General features: G+C 43.1%; 14 protein-coding genes. 10 read left to right on the forward strand and 4 right to left on the reverse strand.

What is annotated here, in order from left to right:
• Positions 1–61 precede the first annotated feature (61 nt).
• The 6 genes from BUA59_RS04400 (at position 62) to BUA59_RS04425 (ending at position 8,213) form a co-directional block, all read left to right on the forward strand.
• A complete protein-coding gene (locus tag BUA59_RS04400) occupies positions 62–1,990 on the forward strand; it encodes a B12-binding domain-containing radical SAM protein (protein WP_072838516.1) in 1,929 nt (642 codons plus the stop codon).
• Positions 1,991–2,232: 242 nt separating this feature from the next.
• The gene (locus BUA59_RS04405) at positions 2,233–2,775 is read left to right on the forward strand and encodes a heme NO-binding domain-containing protein (RefSeq protein ID WP_072838517.1); all 543 of its coding nucleotides are present in this window, start codon (positions 2,233–2,235) and stop codon (positions 2,773–2,775) included.
• 14 nt (positions 2,776–2,789) lie between these two features.
• On the forward strand, positions 2,790–4,307 hold the full coding sequence (locus tag BUA59_RS04410; protein WP_072838518.1) for a sensor histidine kinase: 1,518 nt from the start codon (positions 2,790–2,792) through the stop codon (positions 4,305–4,307).
• Positions 4,304–5,650: a response regulator c-di-GMP phosphodiesterase, NosR family gene (gene nosR, locus BUA59_RS04415; protein WP_072838519.1), complete on the forward strand. Its 1,347-nt coding sequence runs from the start codon at positions 4,304–4,306 to the stop codon at positions 5,648–5,650. The genes BUA59_RS04410 and nosR overlap by 4 nt, the downstream gene beginning before the upstream one ends.
• Positions 5,651–5,765: 115 nt before the next feature.
• The gene (locus BUA59_RS04420) at positions 5,766–7,424 is read left to right on the forward strand and encodes a diacylglycerol kinase family protein (RefSeq protein ID WP_072838520.1); all 1,659 of its coding nucleotides are present in this window, start codon (positions 5,766–5,768) and stop codon (positions 7,422–7,424) included.
• A 201-nt stretch (positions 7,425–7,625) separates the two neighbouring features.
• Complete coding sequence (locus BUA59_RS04425; RefSeq protein WP_072838521.1) at positions 7,626–8,213, forward strand: cytochrome b; 588 nt, start codon at positions 7,626–7,628, stop codon at positions 8,211–8,213.
• 84 nt (positions 8,214–8,297) lie between these two features.
• On the opposite strand, the gene BUA59_RS04430 is transcribed toward BUA59_RS04425, so the two are convergent.
• Positions 8,298–10,286: a BCCT family transporter gene (locus BUA59_RS04430; protein WP_072838522.1), complete on the reverse strand. Its 1,989-nt coding sequence runs from the start codon at positions 10,284–10,286 to the stop codon at positions 8,298–8,300.
• A 278-nt stretch (positions 10,287–10,564) separates the two neighbouring features.
• Complete coding sequence (locus BUA59_RS04435; RefSeq protein WP_072838523.1) at positions 10,565–11,017, reverse strand: PA2169 family four-helix-bundle protein; 453 nt, start codon at positions 11,015–11,017, stop codon at positions 10,565–10,567.
• Positions 11,018–11,295: 278 nt separating this feature from the next.
• Between BUA59_RS04435 and BUA59_RS04440 the strand changes: the two genes are divergently transcribed.
• Together BUA59_RS04440 and adhP are read left to right on the forward strand one after the other, a co-directional pair.
• Positions 11,296–13,299, forward strand: a complete 2,004-nt coding sequence (locus tag BUA59_RS04440) for an oleate hydratase (RefSeq protein ID WP_072838524.1) — start codon at positions 11,296–11,298, stop codon at positions 13,297–13,299.
• A gap of 195 nt (positions 13,300–13,494) precedes the next feature.
• A complete protein-coding gene (adhP, locus tag BUA59_RS04445; protein WP_072838525.1) occupies positions 13,495–14,505 on the forward strand; it encodes an alcohol dehydrogenase AdhP in 1,011 nt (336 codons plus the stop codon).
• A 63-nt stretch (positions 14,506–14,568) separates the two neighbouring features.
• Here adhP and BUA59_RS04450 read toward each other — a convergent pair whose 3' ends face one another.
• On the reverse strand, positions 14,569–15,858 hold the full coding sequence (locus BUA59_RS04450) for a GGDEF domain-containing protein (RefSeq protein WP_072838526.1): 1,290 nt from the start codon (positions 15,856–15,858) through the stop codon (positions 14,569–14,571).
• A 141-nt stretch (positions 15,859–15,999) separates the two neighbouring features.
• Positions 16,000–16,461 carry an Lrp/AsnC family transcriptional regulator gene (locus BUA59_RS04455; RefSeq protein ID WP_072838527.1) on the reverse strand — a complete coding sequence of 154 codons (462 nt, stop codon included), beginning with the start codon at positions 16,459–16,461 and terminating at the stop codon, positions 16,000–16,002.
• Positions 16,462–16,601: 140 nt separating this feature from the next.
• Here BUA59_RS04455 and BUA59_RS04460 point away from each other — a divergent pair, with 140 nt between their 5' ends.
• Positions 16,602–17,642 carry a zinc-dependent alcohol dehydrogenase family protein gene (locus BUA59_RS04460; RefSeq protein ID WP_072838528.1) on the forward strand — a complete coding sequence of 347 codons (1,041 nt, stop codon included), beginning with the start codon at positions 16,602–16,604 and terminating at the stop codon, positions 17,640–17,642.
• 215 nt (positions 17,643–17,857) lie between these two features.
• Positions 17,858–18,907, forward strand: coding sequence for a LacI family DNA-binding transcriptional regulator (locus BUA59_RS04465; RefSeq protein WP_072838529.1), 1,050 nt, complete (start codon positions 17,858–17,860; stop codon positions 18,905–18,907).
• The last annotated feature ends 32 nt before the right edge of the window (positions 18,908–18,939 follow it).

Here is an 18,939-nt window from a genome sequence, read left to right on the forward strand (position 1 = left end):
ACTCTTCTTTAAGTGCTAGAATCCGCCAGATTATGATTAGGTTTTACTTTAAAGGCAGGCTATGACCGTTCTTCTGATGACCCCACCCATGACGCAACTGAATACGCCGTATCCAGCGACGGCGTATTTGACTGGCTTTTTGCGCTCTCGGGGCTATGAGGCGGTGCAGCGAGACCCTGCTATTGAGCTTTTTCTTGAGATGATGACAGCGCCTGCGCTGGATATTATCCGTCAGCATGTGGAAGAGAACTTCGAGTCATTTGAAGACGACGAATTGCCTGATGCCATCTTTATCTTTTTGGCAGAGTTCGATCGTTATCGTCTTTGCGTCGAACCTGCGATTCGCTTTTTACAGGGCAAAGATTCCAGCCTTGCGTTGCGAATTATCTCTCGTCGTTTCTTGCCAGAAGGCCCAGCCTTCGATGCCATCGCTCAGATGGAAGAAGTTTCCGGCGATATACTCAAAACCGCCTTTGGTAATCTTGGCGTACAGGATAAAGCCAAGTATCTCGCTACATTGTTTATTAATGATTTGTCCGCGGTGATTACTCAAGGCGTTGACCCGTATTTTGAAGTGAGCCGTTATGGCGAGCGTTTGGCGGCGGCCAACCCAAGCTTTGATGACCTCTACAATACGCTGATGGGCGAACCGAGTTTTAGCTCTGAGATTCTAGAGCAGTTGGTCGAGCAATATCTGGAAGAAACTCAACCCAGCGTCGTGGCGTTAACCGTGCCTTTCCCCGGTAATATGCTGGGTGCGCTACGTATTGCACAAACTTGTAAAGCCATCAATCCTGATCTCCCTGTTGTATTGGGCGGTGGTTTTATTAATACCGAGCTGCGTGCGCTAAAAGATCCTCGCGTGTTTGAGTTTGTCGATTTTATCTGTCTGGATGATGGTGAACGCCCTTTTATGACCTTGCTGGAATTCTTTGACGGCAAGCGCAAAATAGATGAGTTAGTACGTACTTACTTCCTCTCAGAAGACGAGAACGGCGAATCATACGTTCACTATAATGAAAACGCGGAGCTGCACGATATTCCCCAAACAGATGTCGGCACGCCTATTTACGATGGTTTGCCTTTAACCGAATACTTGTCCTTGTGTGAGATGCTCAACCCGATGCACCGCATCTGGAGCGATGGCCGCTGGAACAAGCTGACCATTGCTCACGGTTGTTACTGGCGTAAATGTAGCTTTTGTGATGTGACGCTGGATTACATTGATCGCTACGATGCCGCAGGTGCTGATATTCTGGTGGATCGTATAGAAGAATTGATCGAAGAAACCGGACAGACCGGTTTCCACTTTGTCGATGAAGCAGCTCCGCCAAAAGCCTTGTTTGCTTTAGCAAGACGTTTAATCGAACGAGGCGTGGTAATCAGCTGGTGGGGCAATATTCGTTTTGAAAAGACGTTTACGCCAGAGCGTTGTCAGCTTTTAGCGGATTCTGGTTGTATCGCTGTAAGCGGCGGTCTTGAAGTAGCGTCTGATAGATTGCTAAAACTGATGAAAAAAGGCGTGAGCGTCGAGCAAGTGGCACGTGTAACCAAAGCCTTCAGCGATGCGGGTATTCTGGTTCATTCCTACCTGATGTATGGCTTCCCAACACAAACCGAGCAAGAAACCATTGATGCCCTAGAAATGGTGCGTCAGATGATGGCTCAAGAATGTTTCCAATCGGCCTTCTGGCACAGATTCGCAGCCACTGCACACAGCCCGATTGGTATTAATCCGGAAGAATACGGCATCACTCTCGCGGAACGCCCCGATATTTTGTTCGCAGAAAACGACGTGGATTTCACTGATCCAACCGGCACAGATCATGACATGCTGGGTGACGGACTGCGTAAAGCGCTCTACAACTACATGCACGGCATCGGTTTTGATCAACCAATGGATTTTTGGTTTGATAAACCAGTTAAACGTACCTTGGTGAAAAAAGATCTGATTTCCAAAGCCTTGAACGATCTAATTGTTAGTAGTTAAACATAGCCTCTAAAACACCCAGAGCCAGATAGATACTTTATGTATCTGGCTCGGTACGTTTCCCTTCCTATATACCTCCAGAACAATGCTAAATCCCCACAAAATCATATGAAACGCCTGTTTTCATTACGTTAAGCACCTTAACGTCCAACAAAAAATTACGCACCTAAACCAATTGCCTGTAAGAGTTTTTGCATTTTTTGTCTACTCTATTACTAACACAAAGAGACAGGACAAGAGTCATGAAAGGCGCCGTTTTTACTCACTTTCAAGAAATGATCGAAGACCAATTTGGTATGGAATGTTGGGAAACGTTACTGGAAAAATGTGATTTGCCCAGTGGCGGTATTTATACCAGTGCAAACAATTACGACGACCAAGAGATTTTATCCCTTGTTGTTGCTTTGTCAGAATACAGCTCGGTCCCGGTTCCAGATCTAGTTGAGGCATTTGGCCGTTATCTATACAAGGGCTTAGCACACAGCTTGCCTCCTGTAATGATGAATTTTCCTGATCTTTGGTCGCTGCTTGGCGCTGTGGATTCAGTGATTCATGTGGAAGTTCATAAGCTGTATCCAGATGCGTTAACACCGAAAATTCTTGTTACTGAAAAACATGAAAACGGCGTCACTCTTTATTATCAATCACCTCGTAAAATGTGTTTATTGGCCATAGGTCTTGTACATCAAGCCGCTGAAAGCTTTGGTACTCCCGTTATCATTAAACATACTTGCTGTATGAATGAAGGGGCAGATCATTGCTCTTTACTCGTAGAGCGAATCTAGATCCGGAGATACCTATGGAATACGAAGCGGCTTTTCAGCGAGAACGTAAAGCACGTAAACAAGCAGAATCTATACTTGAGCAAAAAAGCAGAGAGCTTCATTTTGCTAATATCGCGTTGAAAGAAAGTGTCAATTCTCTTCACTCAGCGGTGCAGGAAAATAAGTTTCTTAACCACATCGGTCGTTATGGTTTGGAAAGGCTACGCCTTCGTGATTTTCTACCCAAGATTGTCAACGATATGATGCGTTTAAGTAACATTTCCTTTGCTACGTTTGCGCACTTTCCCTTTGATAATAATCAATCTGATTTTCACTCTCCGCTACTTAAAAACCCTGATCAACATGAAGGGCAGCCATTAGAAATAGAAAGTGATGAAGTGGGAAATATCATTGCTGAGATAGAGCCGCTCATTCGTGAAAGAAAAGCAACACATCTACAAATAATAGACTTAGTTATCGACGAGAAAAACATTGATACCGTCATAGCTCTGCCAATCATTAGCCTAGATCATCTTTGCGGCATCGTTTTTTTGTTTAGCCAAGGGCTGACAGACAAACAAACCCAAGTTTTCAATGTATTTGAAACAGGCTTCAAACAGCTCGCGATCATTCTGGAACACAGATATCAGGAAGATAAATTGTTAACGAGTTATGAGGAAATCACCAGTGCCAATGAAGCCTTAAAAGAAACACAACAGAAACTTGTTCAGTCCGAAAAGATGGCGACTGTAGGCCAGTTATCAGCAGGGATTGCTCACGAAATAAATAATCCAATGGGCTTTATCAAAAGTAATATAAGTTCTTTGGGCGGCTATATTGCTGACTTTATCGAGTATGTCGAAACGTCTAAAACCCTGACAGATGAATCGATCAAGTCCACTGATGAAAACATAAAAAATGCGGCAAAAGCACTCGATAAGGCATGGAACGATGTCGATATGAATTTCTTAATAGAAGATACACAAAACCTATTAAATGAGTCACAACAGGGCGTAAAACGAATTATCGATATCGTTGGCGGCTTAAAACGCTTCTCTCGTCAGTCGGATCATCAAAAAGAATTCTGCCACCTCAATCAAATTATCGATGAAGCATTAAAACTTGCCAGTAATGAACTAAAGTTTAAGGGTGTAGTGAAAAAGCAAATTGAAGAAGTGCAGCCGATCTTGGGAAATAGCGGTGAGCTTTTGCAGGTGTTTTTGAATTTATTTGTCAACGCTTCCCATGCTATGAATGAGCACGGGGAACTAACCATACATCTCGCCGAAAGCGCTGACGGTGCAAGAATTAAAGTATCAGATAACGGTAGCGGTATTGATAAACAGAATTTGAAATCTATCTTTAATCCATTTTTTACCACCAAAGAAGTTGGTGTCGGTACAGGGTTAGGGCTATCGATTTCCTATGGCATAATTGAAGACCACCAAGGCACGATTGATGTAACAAGTGAACTGGGCAAAGGCACGGAGTTTAGTATTTGGCTACCTTATGAAGGCGCCCGCTCAACCAGATCAATGGAGGGTATAAAATGAGCAACGATGCATCAAATCTAGACGCGATGGAAACCCGTCCTAGCTTATTATTAGTTGATGACGAAAAGAACGTATTGTCTTCTTTAAAACGCTTATTTCGTAAGGCTAACTGTGATGTATTTATTGCTAATAGCGGCCAAGAAGGTCTTGAGGTTTTAAAAGAGCAAGCCATTGATGTGATTGTTTCAGATGCTCGTATGCCAGAGATGACAGGACCTGAATTTTTGGCCATTGCAGCAGAAAAACATCCAAATACAATACGGATCTTATTAACTGGCTATGCGGATATGGAAGCCATTTCCGATGCGATAAATTTAGGTAGAATTTCTCATTATGTTGAAAAACCATGGGACGATGAAAAGCTACAAACGCTGGTCCACGATGCTTTTGTCACCATAAACCTCAAGAAAAGAAATGAGCACTTACAGTCTTTGGTTACTTCGCAGAACGAAAAACTCACCGCAATGAATGAAACATTAGAAGCAACAGTAAAAGAACGTACGCAAAAAATCATTGAGATCAATGCAGCATTACAAGAAAACTATAAAAATACGATCGATTTATTTGCCAATCTTTTAGACATGCGTACGCCAAGATCGAGCGTGGATGTACCCGATATAATCAGCTTAGTAACCGACATGGCAGAGTTATTAAACTTACCCCAAAGAGAGCTAATTCATCTTACCAGAGCGGCAAAAATGCGCTATATGAGCCAAATGAGCTTCGCTGATGAATTGCTTTTTACCCCTTATGTTTTGTTATCAGAAGAACAAAAACACGAGTACAAACAGTATCCATTGAAAGGAGCGACATTACTGAAAAATATTCGCCCTTTAGTTCCGGTCGCAGACATTATTCTTCATCATAAGGAGTACCTAAACGGTGAAGGCTACCCAAGAGGAGAGAAAGAGGCGTCCATTCCAAAGTCGGCGCAAATATTAACCGTCGCCAATGACTATGTTGAGCTAATCACAGGGCGCATGTGGGAAACCACATTGTCACACCAAGATGCTATGGACTATTTGATTTCAAAATCAGGCACTTATTACTCCACCAGTGCCGTTGAAGCACTAAAGTCTTGTTTATCTACACAGAAAATCGAACACTCTATCGATGATCATTGTGTTGCTTCTCAGCAGCTTACGGCAGGGATGATACTATCTCGAGACTTAAGAAATCATCACGGTGATTTTTTACTTGCCAAAGGTGTAGAGCTCGCCGACAGTGCAATAATGCTACTGATTGAATTGGAGAAAAGTTCGAAAAAAGAGTTTAACCTTTTTGTCGATATTCCAGCCGGTTTGGAAGTATCCAAAAGTCTCTTAAAAGAAATACAAAAATGAAGCTTTAATAAATATATTAGGATTATTTTACAGCATTCTCACAATCCTCTTCCTTTATTTTAAAAGGTGGTGTGTTACTCTGTTTAGACTATGGCTGGACTCTAGGAGAGTTGTATTGTTTAAACCAAACTACTATTTATTGGTCACCGCTGTCTTTATTTTGTTGGTTATTATGACCAACAATGTCTACTTTCAGCTAGCTTGGGCATGGTTCGCCCTGTCTTTTTTCACTGTCAGCCTTGCCTACCTTCTTAACAAACCCACCATTTTTCGCAAACGCTCCGATGGCACAGTACCCATGTATGTTCGTTGGGTCTTTATGCCATTTTTATGGAGCACACAACTTTATAACAGCTGGGCGAGAAGCACAGACTCTGTTCCTGCGTTACAAAAAATAGATGAAGGTTTATACCTTGCGAGACGTTTGTTTCCTTCTGATATTCACCAAATCAAAAGCGAGAACATCAGTGCAGTATTAGATGTAACGGCTGAATTCAGCTCTTTGAATTGGATGTCATACCAAGCCGATGTGGATTATTTGAACGTCCCTATTCTTGACCATTCAGTTCCCTCCGATACCCAAATACATCGTGCGCTAAACTGGATACATACGCATCGTAAAACGGGACGTTCCGTTGTCGTGCATTGTGCTTTGGGCCGTGGCCGCTCGGTGTTTATGATGGCGGCGTATTTGCTCAGCCAGAATCCAAAATCGTCACCCAGCGATATCATGGATAAAATACGTGAAATACGCCAAACAGCTCGTTTGAATAAGCGCCAGTTTAAGTATTTGAAACGTGCTTTGGATAATAAGCTGCTAGTGGTTCATAACTCGGCTTGGTTAATCGCCAACCCAGTGTCTGGTACGCGCCAATGGGAAGAGCAACAAGATCTGATCTTGCGTTACTTATCTGCCTATTTTGATATCACGGTAAAAACAACAACACCGGAAATAAACGGTACTGATCTAGCCAAAGAAGCTGTCAAAGCCTCACCAGATATGATCATTGCCTGCGGTGGCGATGGCACCGTCACCGAGGTTGCTGCCGCAATGGTAGGCACAAATATCAAGTTGGGCATTATTCCATTTGGAACCGCTAACGCGTTAAGCCATGTATTGTGCGGCACTATGTCGAAAATCGCCCCACTGGAAACGATCTGCTTGAATTTGATCGACGGCTGCGAGCAACGCATCGACACCGCAACCTGCAATGGCGAATTAATGCTATTACTGGCTGGTGTTGGCTTTGAACAACAAATGATTGAAAAAGCCGATCGTAGTAAAAAGAACACTAGCGGGCAACTTGCCTATTTGAAAGGTTTATGGGAAGCCATCGGACAAAACGATGTCTATGAGTTTACTGTGCAGCTCAATAACGAAGAGCCGTTTACCATCAAAACTCCGAGTTTAACCATTGCTAACGCAGCGCCAATCACCACTTTGTTAGCACAAGGTAAAGGTGTGCCGAATATCATGGATGGCGAATTGGATTTAACTTGGTTAGACCCAGAACGCATGCAAATATTAAACTTAGCAGAATTAGCCATGCTAGGTATGGGTGACAGAAACGAAGACAGCGAATTACCAGAAGACAGCAATAGCCCTGAAGGCAACAATGGGATCTTTCACCGTTCTGCACAGCGTGTCACAGTGGATATAAGCCAAGTTGGTCACTATGTAGTGGATGGCGAAGAGCGTGAAGCAGAGAAGCTAGAAGTGGTCGTCAGACCTCAATCTTTAAGCGTCATCGTGCCTGAATCGGTAGTTAGCTAGCTCTGCCATCCTTTCAAAACACTAAAACGAGAGCCTAATTTTCATTAGACTCTCGTTTTAGTGTCATAATTTCCACAACAAACGCCTTCAAATGATAACAATTATCGTTATAATCAAGCTCTTTTATACAAAGCTTTTTAACCGCTAGCATGAGTTACAAACTTCAGGACAAGGTTAAAAAATTAGGGAGCTCTAGATTCAATGACGTTTCATATAGAAAACACAGGCATCATAAATCAAAGTGATACAAAATGGCGAGACAGTCAAAATTACTACGGAAGAGTCAGCCGTACGTTACATTGGCTTACCGCAGCCCTCGTCATATTACAATTCTCTGTAGTACTAGCTTGGCGAGGAACAGGAAAAAATACAGTTACATTATTCTTAGACAGCATAGGCCCACATGGGTCACTAGGTTTGCTGATTCTGGTCGTCACCCTTGTTCGTTTATATTGGACATGGCTAAACAGAAAACAACGCCCACCAAAAGCGCCAGGGTTAGGTGGAAGGATTGCAAGTTTGGTACATATGGCCTTTTATATGTTACTGCTTTTTCTACCTGCCTTTGCACTACTACGTCAGTATGGTGAGGGCTATGAAATACGTTTATATGGCATGACCATGCTGCCTGCAGCAGAACGTCATATTGCGTGGATGGTTGCTCCTGCCGATCTATTACACAGCCCTCTTTCATGGCTACTGGCAGGATTAATGATAGGCCACATAGCAATGGCACTAATACACCGCTTTTGGTTCAAAGATAACATTTTGGCTCGCATAGCAGGCTAAAGTGAAGCCAATGAAAAAGCCAGCATTCACTCTTGTTGAGTCAATACTGGCTTTTTGCTTAGCTCTTTTTTACTAGATCTATGTCTAAGAAACCGTATTCCAAGGCAATTGCCCTGGCGCGGCATCAACAAAGTTGAAGTACTGCTCTAGCTGATCGATCAGGTCTCGAATGACTTCATCTTGACTACAGCCATATAGTTCATAACCCAGAGCACCATTGCGAATATACACATCCGCTTGCCAATGGGTATCGTATTTGGAGTTCTCACTGTGCGCCTCTGGTATCTCATGTTCCGTCGCTACAACTTGGTAATAGAAGTCTAATTTTTCGTCACGCTCTAGCTGGAAAGTTACGCCGTTTTCTTCTCTGGTGATATTGGCTTTCCACCCATGAATCGCCAGCTCTTTTTGAACTTCTTCCATCGCCGGTTCAACTACGTCTTTAATAAAGTGCGTCACCTTGGCTTCGCCAGGAAACTTAAACAAGGTGCTTAAACGTTTGCGCCAGCTGCCTTCATTACTGAAAGCTCGACCTGGAGTTGCTGCTGCCTCCACGGCTGCCCCACGATGACCCTCGATTACCAAGGCTCGCCATAAACCAAGTGCTGCAATCAACATGATGATGGCAAAAGGCAAAGCAGCCAGAATACTCATGGTTTGCAGTGCGCCTAAGCCACCAGCCAACAATAAGGTTGCGGCAATGATACCTTCAAGAGACGCCCAAAAGACACGCTGCCAAACTGGCGTTTCTAGTGCGCCACCAGAAGCTAATGAATCGACCACTAATGAACCCGAGTCCGAAGAGGTAACAAAGAAGGTAATTATCAAAAATACCGTGATCACAGATAAAAAAGTAGACCAAGGTAACAAGTCATAGAACTGAAATAATGCAACTGAGTGATCCGCTTGAACTTCGCCGATCAATACATCCTTGCCCTGTTCCATAATCAAATACAGAGCGGTATCACCAAAGATAGCAAACCATAGGAAGGTAAATAATGTCGGAACTGCAAGCACGCCAAAAATAAACTGACGGATAGTACGACCACGGCTGATCTTGGCAATAAACAAACCGACGAACGGCGCCCAAGCGATAGTCCACGCGAAGATGAACAGCGTCCAGTTACCAATCCAATCACTTTGCGTATAAGCCTGTAGATTGAAGGTACGCTCAACAATGTTACTCAGATACGAGCCGGTGTTTTGTACGAAGGCATCAAGAATGTGAATACTTGGGCCAACGAAAAACACAATCACCATAATGAATACAGCCAGTCCCATATTCAAAATCGAAAGGTTTTTCACCCCTTTATCCATACCCGCAACCACAGAACCAATCGCGGCTAACGTGATTAAGCCAATGGCGGTGATTTGCACCGTGGTATTAATCGGAATGTCTTCCCAAAGATAATGCAAACCCGCATTAATTTGTGTAACCGATAACCCAAGTGTGGTCGCCAAACCAAATAAGGTACCGAGAATGGCAAACACATCGACAATATGACCAATAGGACCATAAATACGATCACCAATCAGAGGGTAAAGCGCCGAACGTACCGCTAGCGGCAAACCATGACGAAAAGCAAAATAGGCGAGCACAAGCCCCATCAGGCCGTAAATACCCCAAATATGTAAACCCCAATGGAAGTAGGCAATTTGCATGGCTTCGCGAGCAGCACCGATTGTCTCGGCGGTTGCATTAGGTGGTTGGGAAAAGTGCAAGACAGGTTCAGCAACGCCAAAGAACAATAAAGCAATACCGTAACCCGCGGAAAATAGCATCGCAAACCAAGCCGGAAAACTGTATTCCGGGTCTCCGTGGTCTGGGCCTAAACGAATATTGCCCCAACGACTGAATCCGATACAAACAAGAAATACGAGAAAAATCGCGGTAGCCAGCATATAGAACCAGCCGAAGGTCTTAGTCACCCAAGCCAATGCGCTTTGAAATACTTCCCCTGCAAGCTCTGGATTACTTAGAGTTCCAACGATAAGAAATAGGGTAACGATAACGGTTGGAATAAATACCGGTAGCAAAATTGCACCCGTTGCCGTCTTTTGTGAATTGGTCATAAAGGCTCCTCCTCTATGTATACTTTGACAAAAGCCGACAATAATTGCAATAAATGATTAGATGTCTAAACATTAATCACCATAAGTGAACCCGTTAAATAGACACAAAAAAGCCAGCATTGACCCCTAATCTGTCAATGCTGGCTTTTAAATTAAAGCAGTATTCAGCGACTATTTTGCTTAATTTTCACCTTGGTCTCGTTTTAAAAAACGGATACTAATCGGCGAAATAAGACGCTGCTATTTTGGAAAATACAGTTTGTTTCAAGTACAAACTGTTAATGCTGAGCTGCTACTTGCAGAGCTTTCATTTCGTCATGGCACTCTTTCATTCTGACTTTAACGCGGCGTAGAGTAACTTCACAGTCTTGCGTTTGGTTTCGTTCTAACGCGAGGTCGAGCTCTTCAAGTACCTTATCTTCCACTTCTTCTAGCTGGTCAACATAAGTAAAAGCAGTGGATTCACTGGAGATTTTAGATATTAATTTAGTATAAGCCTGACGCGCTTTTACTAAATTATTAGTATCAGTTTCTACTTCACCTTGCTGATCGATAGCGAATGGTTGTAGCTCTGTAACAGCCTCCGTTTTAGCACCAATCATGCGATCAAAAAAAGCGTTGTAAGTACTGTCATCTAGTTTGGTTTTCGCTTCTTGGTAGAATTCAATACCGCCGTTCATTACTTTAATAATGTCTGTAATGTGGTGGGCATGTGCAGTTTGATTTTGCATATTTTCCTCCTAAGCTAAATTGTTCTAGTTAACGTTTCTTTTATTTCGTGTTCCTACATACATAGTTGGCGATGACACGACTAAAAACAACCGTATTTCAGGAGATGCACTTAGACTGCATATTTACTGCAATAAGTAGAGACTCTTTTACAACACCTCTTTTTCTTATAGAAAATTAAGACGCAATCCTTGATCTAACGCAGTTTCCACCGTCTTCTTCTGTGCCACTATGACCTCATAGCATTTCGTCTAATGCGTCTAAAGAAGGGAAAAATGTGATGAGTCATAAAGACATTTCGACGTTTACTATTTCTACCACTGCCCCAGAAGGATTCGAACATGAACCTGATAGCACCCGCGATTATTGGCATCACCAAGCGTTAAACACCTTACCGCCTTGCGATTTTATTGCGCCTTATGCTCGCCACACAACTTTGCCAACTCCAGGTATTCAAAATCGTAAAGCGTGGATTGTTGGCAGTGGCATCGGCGGCCTTGCGGCGGCTTTTTATCTGCTTCGTGACGCTCATATGCCGGCTGAAAACATCACCATTTTAGAAGAAATGACTGTGGAAGGCGGCTCTATGGATGGTGCGGGTAATCCTGAAGAAGGTTATATCATCCGTGGCGGTCGTGAGATGAATTGGAACTACGACACTCTGTGGGATTTGTTTCAAGATGTACCTGCAGTCGAGTTGCCAGAAAGCTATTCCATTCTGGATGAATACCGTCTTATTAATGACAACGATCCCAACTATTCCGCAGCGCGTTTAATGCACAAATGTGGCGAATTGTTGGACGCGAAGGACTTTGGTCTGAGTAAATCCCAGCAATGGGAACTGATTCGTTTGATGCTAAAACGTAAGGAAGAATTAGACGACATCAGTATCGAAGATTATTTCAGTGAAGGTTTCTTAAAAACAAACTTTTGGTTCCTTTTCCGCTCCATGTTTGCCTTCAAAAATTGCCACAGCCTATTAGAAACCAAACTGTATTTGCATCGTTTCCTAGACTCTATCGATGGTTTTGCTGATATGTCGGCATTGGTTTTTCCTAAGTATAATCAATACGATACCTTTATTAAACCGCTGGCAGATATGCTGCGCGAGAAAGGTGTGACCTTTCAGTTTGGCACTCGGGTGGAAGACCTTGATATCAACTTCTCTGGCGATAAAAAAACCGTCACCGGTATTCGAGCGGTTGTCATCAAAGAAGGCAAAGAAGAAGCCAAACATATTAATGTCGGGCTTGGCGATTTGGTCTTTACGCTAACGGGATCAATGACGGAACACACGGCTTATGGCGATATGGAAAACGTGCCAGAGCTCACTTGCGACAAGCATGATCCGGGTGAAAACAGCGGCTGGACCTTATGGAAAAATTTGGCAAAAAAATCGCCAGTATTCGGCAAGCCAGAAAAATTCTACGGTGATGTGGATAAATCCATCTGGGAATCGGCCACACTCACTTGTAAACCTTCTCCTCTTATCGACAAGCTGAAAACTTTGTCCGTAAATGATCCGTATTCTGGTCGCTCTGTCACTGGCGGCATCATCACGATTACCGATTCAAACTGGCTAATGAGCGTTACCTGTAACCGTCAGCCACATTTCCCAGACCAACCAGACGATACATTGGTTCTTTGGGTATATGGCTTATTGATGGATAAACCAGGTAATCGTATCCACAAAACCATGGCGCAATGCACTGGCAAAGAAATCCTCACCGAGCTTTGTTATCACCTAAATATTGAAGACCAGCTTGATGTGATTGTTGCCAATACCAAAATTCGCCTCGCACTCATGCCTTATATTACGGCTCAATTTATGACCCGAGCGGCTGGCGATCGCCCTCATGCTGTGCCAGAAGGTTGCACTAATTTAGGTTTAATTGGACAGTTTGTAGAAACACGCAACGACATTATTTTCACCATGGAAGCGTCCATTCGTACGGCTCGTATTGGGGTTTATAAACTACTGAACATTCCTAAACAAGTGCCTGATATTAGCCCGACTCAGTACGATATTCGTAACTTGATTAAAGGCGCCAGAGCACTCAATAGTGGCAAGCCATTTATGGGTGAACGCCTGCTGCATCGCTTGCTCGACAAAACCTATTTCGCACACATTTTACCACCACTACCGGAACCTGAGGAAAGCAAGCAATCTCGATTTGAAGAAGAGATGCATGAGCTACTCGGTAAAGGCAGCACAGTGATGCATAAGTTCGGCGGTTGGATTAGCTCGCTTAGAGAAAGTCTATCCAACAAAAATAAAAGCTGATTAAAAACAAAAAGTTATCAGATTAAAAAAGCAAAAAAACCTAGTTTAAAATGTAAATTATACTGTAATGCAAACATATTGGACTGATGGATAAGTTTTTTATTTGGTTACTTTTAAAGTAAAGAAGCAAACGAAAGTGTTCTTAAATATAACGCTGTCCTAAACAGCACAAAAAAATAAAAGATGGAGTTTGTTATGAAAGCAGCTGTAGCCAGTAAGTTTGGTGCCATTCTAAAAATTGAGGATGTTGTTAAACCCAAGATTGAACCACATCAAGTTCTCGTCAAAATTCATGCTTGCGGTGTGTGCCATACGGATTTACATGCTTGTCATGGAGATTGGCCTGTTAAACCGACACTGCCCTTTATTCCGGGTCACGAAGGTGTTGGTGAGATAGTCGAAGTCGGCAGTGCAGTAAAGCATTTAGCCTTGGGGGATCGAGTCGGTATTCCTTGGTTGTACAGTGCCTGCGGACATTGTGAATATTGTTTAACAGGTAACGAAAACTTGTGTCTTTCACAACAAAATGCAGGTTACTCTGTTGATGGCAGCTACGCTGAATTTTGTGCGGCTCATGCAGAATATGTCGTTAAAGTTCCAGAAGGTTTAGGTTATGTTGAAGCGGCACCTTTATTCTGTGCTGGTGTAACTACTTACAAAGCGCTCAAAGTGTCCGGTGCGAAGCCAGGCGATTGGGTGGCTCTGTTTGGTATTGGCGGTCTAGGCCATTTAGCGGTGCAATACGCCGTTGCTATGGGATTTCGAGTAGTCGCTGTCGATACGGGCACTGCGAAACGCGAGCTGTCCATGTCACTCGGTGCAGAATATTTCTTTGATTTCAAAACTGACGATGTTGTTAAAGAGATTTTAGAAACAACCTCAGGTGTTCATGCCACCGTTTGTACAGCCGTTAGTAAAGCGGGCTTCAGACAAAGTTATGACGTGGTTCGACGTGGCGGTAAATGTGTCTTGGTTGGTTTGCCACCAGAAGACATGCCATTGCCTATTTTCAACACCGTCCTCAATGGCGTCAGTGTCGTTGGCTCCATCGTCGGTACTCGTAAAGATCTGGAAGAATGCTTGGAATTTGCCGCACGCGGCAAGGTAAAAGCGATTATCGCAGAAAAATCCTTAGACGATATTAATGAAATCTTCGCCGATATGGAAAAAGGCGAAATTACAGGCCGTATCGTAATGACCTTGTAATTTCTTGTCTTTTAACCACCCCTAAAAGCAATGAAGCCAACCATCAAGGGTTGGCTTCATTATTTAAATTGCCACTTGTACATCACATTTACCCTGTTTTTTAACACGGTACATGGTGCTATCGGCAGTTTGTATAAGCGACTTCATGTCTTCACCATGTTCAGGGTAATGAGCAATACCTAGACTAGTACTAACTTGTACCGTTTTATTCGTATCACTGATCATGACAGGCTCTAATACGACATTTAGAATGATATTGGCCAATTTAAGCACTTCATCACGATCATCAAGACGATCAAGCCAAATAACAAATTCATCACCACCGACTCTGACGATTTGCCCAACATCTTTAGTTTGGGAATGTAACCGCTCAGCAAAGCTAGTAAGAACTTGATTGCCCGCTTCGTGACCGTGATTATCGTTCACTTGTTTAAAGCCATCTAGATCCAAATATAAAATGGATAATAAATGGTTGTCTTGTTTGGCTTTCGCGATCAGTTCCCCTTCTTTTTCCAACAAATAATGCAATGAAGGAATCCCAGTCACGGCATCATAATGTGCTAGCCGTCGCAGTTTATCTTGCGCCACTTTCTCAGCTTCTAGAGCCGTGTGTAGTGCAGAAACATCATACTCAGACATCAGCAGCAAAAATTCTCCCGTTAAAGGGTGACGTGTCATGCGTACATCTAAGCTGTGCTTACGAGGACCCCCGGCGGTTTTAACATCACAAGTCCATTGTCCGCCTTTTTCTTCTATTGCCTGTGCTAGTATTTTTTGACCTTCTGCTAAACTGGCAAAGCGCGAGGTAAAGAAAGATTGCCCCTCTGAGGTGTTTTGTCTTGATAGGTGTTTGTAAGCTTCTGTAGAGGCTGGATTCTCTACAATTGGATCACCAGCAAAACTGAAGCTAGTCACCACTACACTTGTGTAGCGCATGGCTTCAACCAGTAATAGATTTTCTGGAATATCCCCAATATTCACTTCTTCATTGATAAACGCAATGATGGCTCTATGTTTATCCGGCCCGACCAAAACCGCACGATGACGCATATACAGAGTTTTTGGTTTTCCATTTGGATAGGTTGTCCAAGGGTCGATCGTTAAGCCTGACTTCGCTGCCAGCTCAAACGTTTGTGCAGTGCGGTCCTTTGCGCCTTGGGTATCACCAGACAAGTCTTTATTCATCAAGTCTTCAAGTGTGTTTAATCCCCAAAACTTAAGAGAGGCGGAGTTGCCCCACCACCAGCCGTGTTTATCAAGGTCAAAAATCCACACAACATCAGGGATAAGTTCATATAAGGCAACTTCGGAATGATCTCTAATATGGATCAAATGATCGTAATTGTTTGTCAATGTTACTCTCCTTTCTGAAGCTTACTTATTTATTCACCCTTGTTATCAAACCCGACCTCCATGTAGATGTAAATTTTATTTTGTAACTGCATGACTCGTCATTCTTACATAGCAAACTAACCTCTTTCTGTTACACCAAATTTATATTGGCAACCGCGTTGATGCTTTTAATTCTCGCAAAGAAATATTCGAAGCAATCGCAGACACACCGGGCAACTTTCTAAGCACTTGGTCTACAAAACGGCTGTAATCATCTAAGTCTTTGGCGACCACTTGCAACAAAAAATCCGCCGCTCCTGTGGTGTTATGGCAGGATAAAACATTGTCGCAACGTTGGATCATTTCTTCGAAAGTTTGCGTTGTTTCTGCATCGTGTTGATTACAAGTCAGTTGCACAAACGCCATCACCCCAAAGCCTAATTTACGACGATCAAGATTTGCTTGATAGTCGGTTATAATGCCCTCTTCCTCCAGCCGCTTTAATCTTCGCCAACAGGGCGTTTCACTCAATGATAGTTCATTGGCTAATTTCGCGTTGGTCAATTTACCATCTTGCTGCATACGCCGAACAATATCAGTGTCTACCTTATCCAAAGCCGCCATTGAAAGACTCCCCTCTAATTAACCTTATATCTGAAATAATATTTCTTAAGTTCTCTAATATACAAGGAAAAGAGCAAGGTAATTTCTAGTGTATTAAGTAGTCTATTAGTCTGACGTATAGATCACCAAAGGAGCAAACCATGAAAGCAGTTGTCTACGAAAGCTTTTCGGCCACACCAAAAATTATGAATGTAGAAGATCCAACGCCAGAAAAACATGGTGTGGTGATCAAGGTCGAAGCGACAGGTGTATGCCGCAGCGATTGGCATGGCTGGATGGGACACGATCCAGATATTGTGCTGCCACACGTTCCGGGCCATGAGTTTGCCGGTATTATTGAAGCCGTTGGCAAAGATGTTCAGCGCTTTAAAGTCGGCGACCGAGTGACCGTACCTTTTGTTAGCGGATGCGGTTCTTGTCCAGAATGCCACGGAGGGAATCATCAAGTCTGCGGCAATCAAACTCAGCCAGGCTTTACCCATTGGGGATCTTTCGCAGAATACGTTTCAATCCATCATGCGGATGTGAATCTAGTTACCTTGCCTGAAACCATAGACTTCACCACAGCAGCGAGCCTTGGCTGTCGCTTTGTTACCTCGTTTAGAGCGGTTGTCGATCAAGGTAAAGTCAGCGCAGGTCAGTGGGTCGCTGTTCATGGCTGCGGTGGCGTTGGACTGTCTGCCATCATGATTGCTAACAGTATTGGTGCCAATGTTATCGCAGTAGACGTGACAGACGATAAACTTGAGCTCGCAAAAGCCCTAGGCGCCTACGCAACAATTAACGCCACCAGCGTGGCAGATGTGGCTGAAGCGATTAAAGAAATCACCCGCGGCGGTGCCCATGTATCGATCGATGCTTTAGGTCACCCAACGACTTGCATCAACTCTATTAAAAGTTTGAAAAAACTAGGCAAGCACGTTCAGGTCGGCTTGTTATTAGCCGATCAAGCCACACCGCCGATTCCGATGAATCTGGTTATCGCTCATGAGCTAGAAATCATCGGCAGCCATGGTATGCAGGCATTTCGTTACGACGCCATGCTGGCAATGATTAAGTCTGGCAAACTCAGCCCAGAGAAACTGCTTGGTCGAACCATCAGTTTGGAAGAATCTATTGTCGCGCTAACCAATATGGATAAGATCAACCCACCGGGCGTCACTGTCGTCACAAGCTTTTAACCTTTTTTTATCTATAAAAAAGAGTGCTTAACTCAAAAAGTAAGCGCTCTTTTTATTGAATAAAACCAATCAGATATCTCTTTTTAAAAGAGTCTTAAATAACCATCATCGTTCTAATATAACAATAAAATTGATCTTTTTATGTTCGATGAGGTTGACAGAGATTTATTTTTAAATAAAAATGACACCGATGTCATAACAAGAAAAGAATAAAAATGACGACCATTTACGATGTTGCAGAAGCCGCTGGAGTCTCTCCAAAAACAGTTTCTCGCGTATTAAATAATGATGTTCCTGTCGGAGAAAAGACCCGTAAGAAGGTAGAAGCTGCCATTGCTGCTCTTGGCTATGTTCCAAGTACTGCGGCGAGATCTATGCGATCAAATAAATCGGGGCTTATCGGCTTGGTCACAGGTGCTATTTCTCATTTTTCTGACACATCTAATGCACCCACTGGTTTGCCTGATTTATTTATTGTTCAGGGTATTCAAAAGGTAATGCAAGCCTCTGGTAAAACGTTATTAATCGCTGATACAGGAGATTCTGCTGCATCGGTGTCTCATTTAATTCGGACATTTCAAGAACATCGTGTTGAAGGGCTTATTTATGTGGCGAATTATCATAAACAAATAGATTTACCTATCGCCAGTAAAAGCATCTACACTGTACTAGCAAACTGCTTTGATACAAACCACACAACATCCGTGGTTCCAAATGACCAAATGGGTCAAAAATCTTTAGTAGATAAAATCATAAAAGAAGGTCACGCCAGAATTGCATACTTGACCTTAGACCCATCCATGGTCGCAACGCATCAACGACTTGAAGGATACCAACAGGCCTTACATGAAAACGACATTGCGTACGATCCTGAGTTAGTTTTATGTGCAGACACACTAGATCTACTAGACAACGAAAGATTGATCATCGACGCGATTGATCACTTGCTTTCATTGGCCTGTCCGCCTACTGCTATTTGTTGTGGTAACGACAAAATGGCACTCAAGCTTTATGGCATTTTAAGAGTCAAAGGTATCCGTATACCCGAGCAAATATCCATTGCAGGTTATGATAACTATCTTGCGATTACTGAAGGTTTGTACCCAGCATTAACCACGGTACATTTGCCTTACCAAGAAATTGGGCAAGAAGCGGCACGACAACTTTTAAAGTTGATTGATGGTAAAGACCAAAAAGCACCAAACTCAGCAATAACCATCGTTGATAGTCCTGTTATTTGGCGACAATCAATACTTAAGATTTAATCACCAATAAATTTATCGAGTAACGCATCAGA

Origin of the sequence: Marinomonas polaris DSM 16579 (assembly GCF_900129155.1) — a bacterium.
GTDB classification, from domain to species: domain Bacteria; phylum Pseudomonadota; class Gammaproteobacteria; order Pseudomonadales; family Marinomonadaceae; genus Marinomonas; species Marinomonas polaris.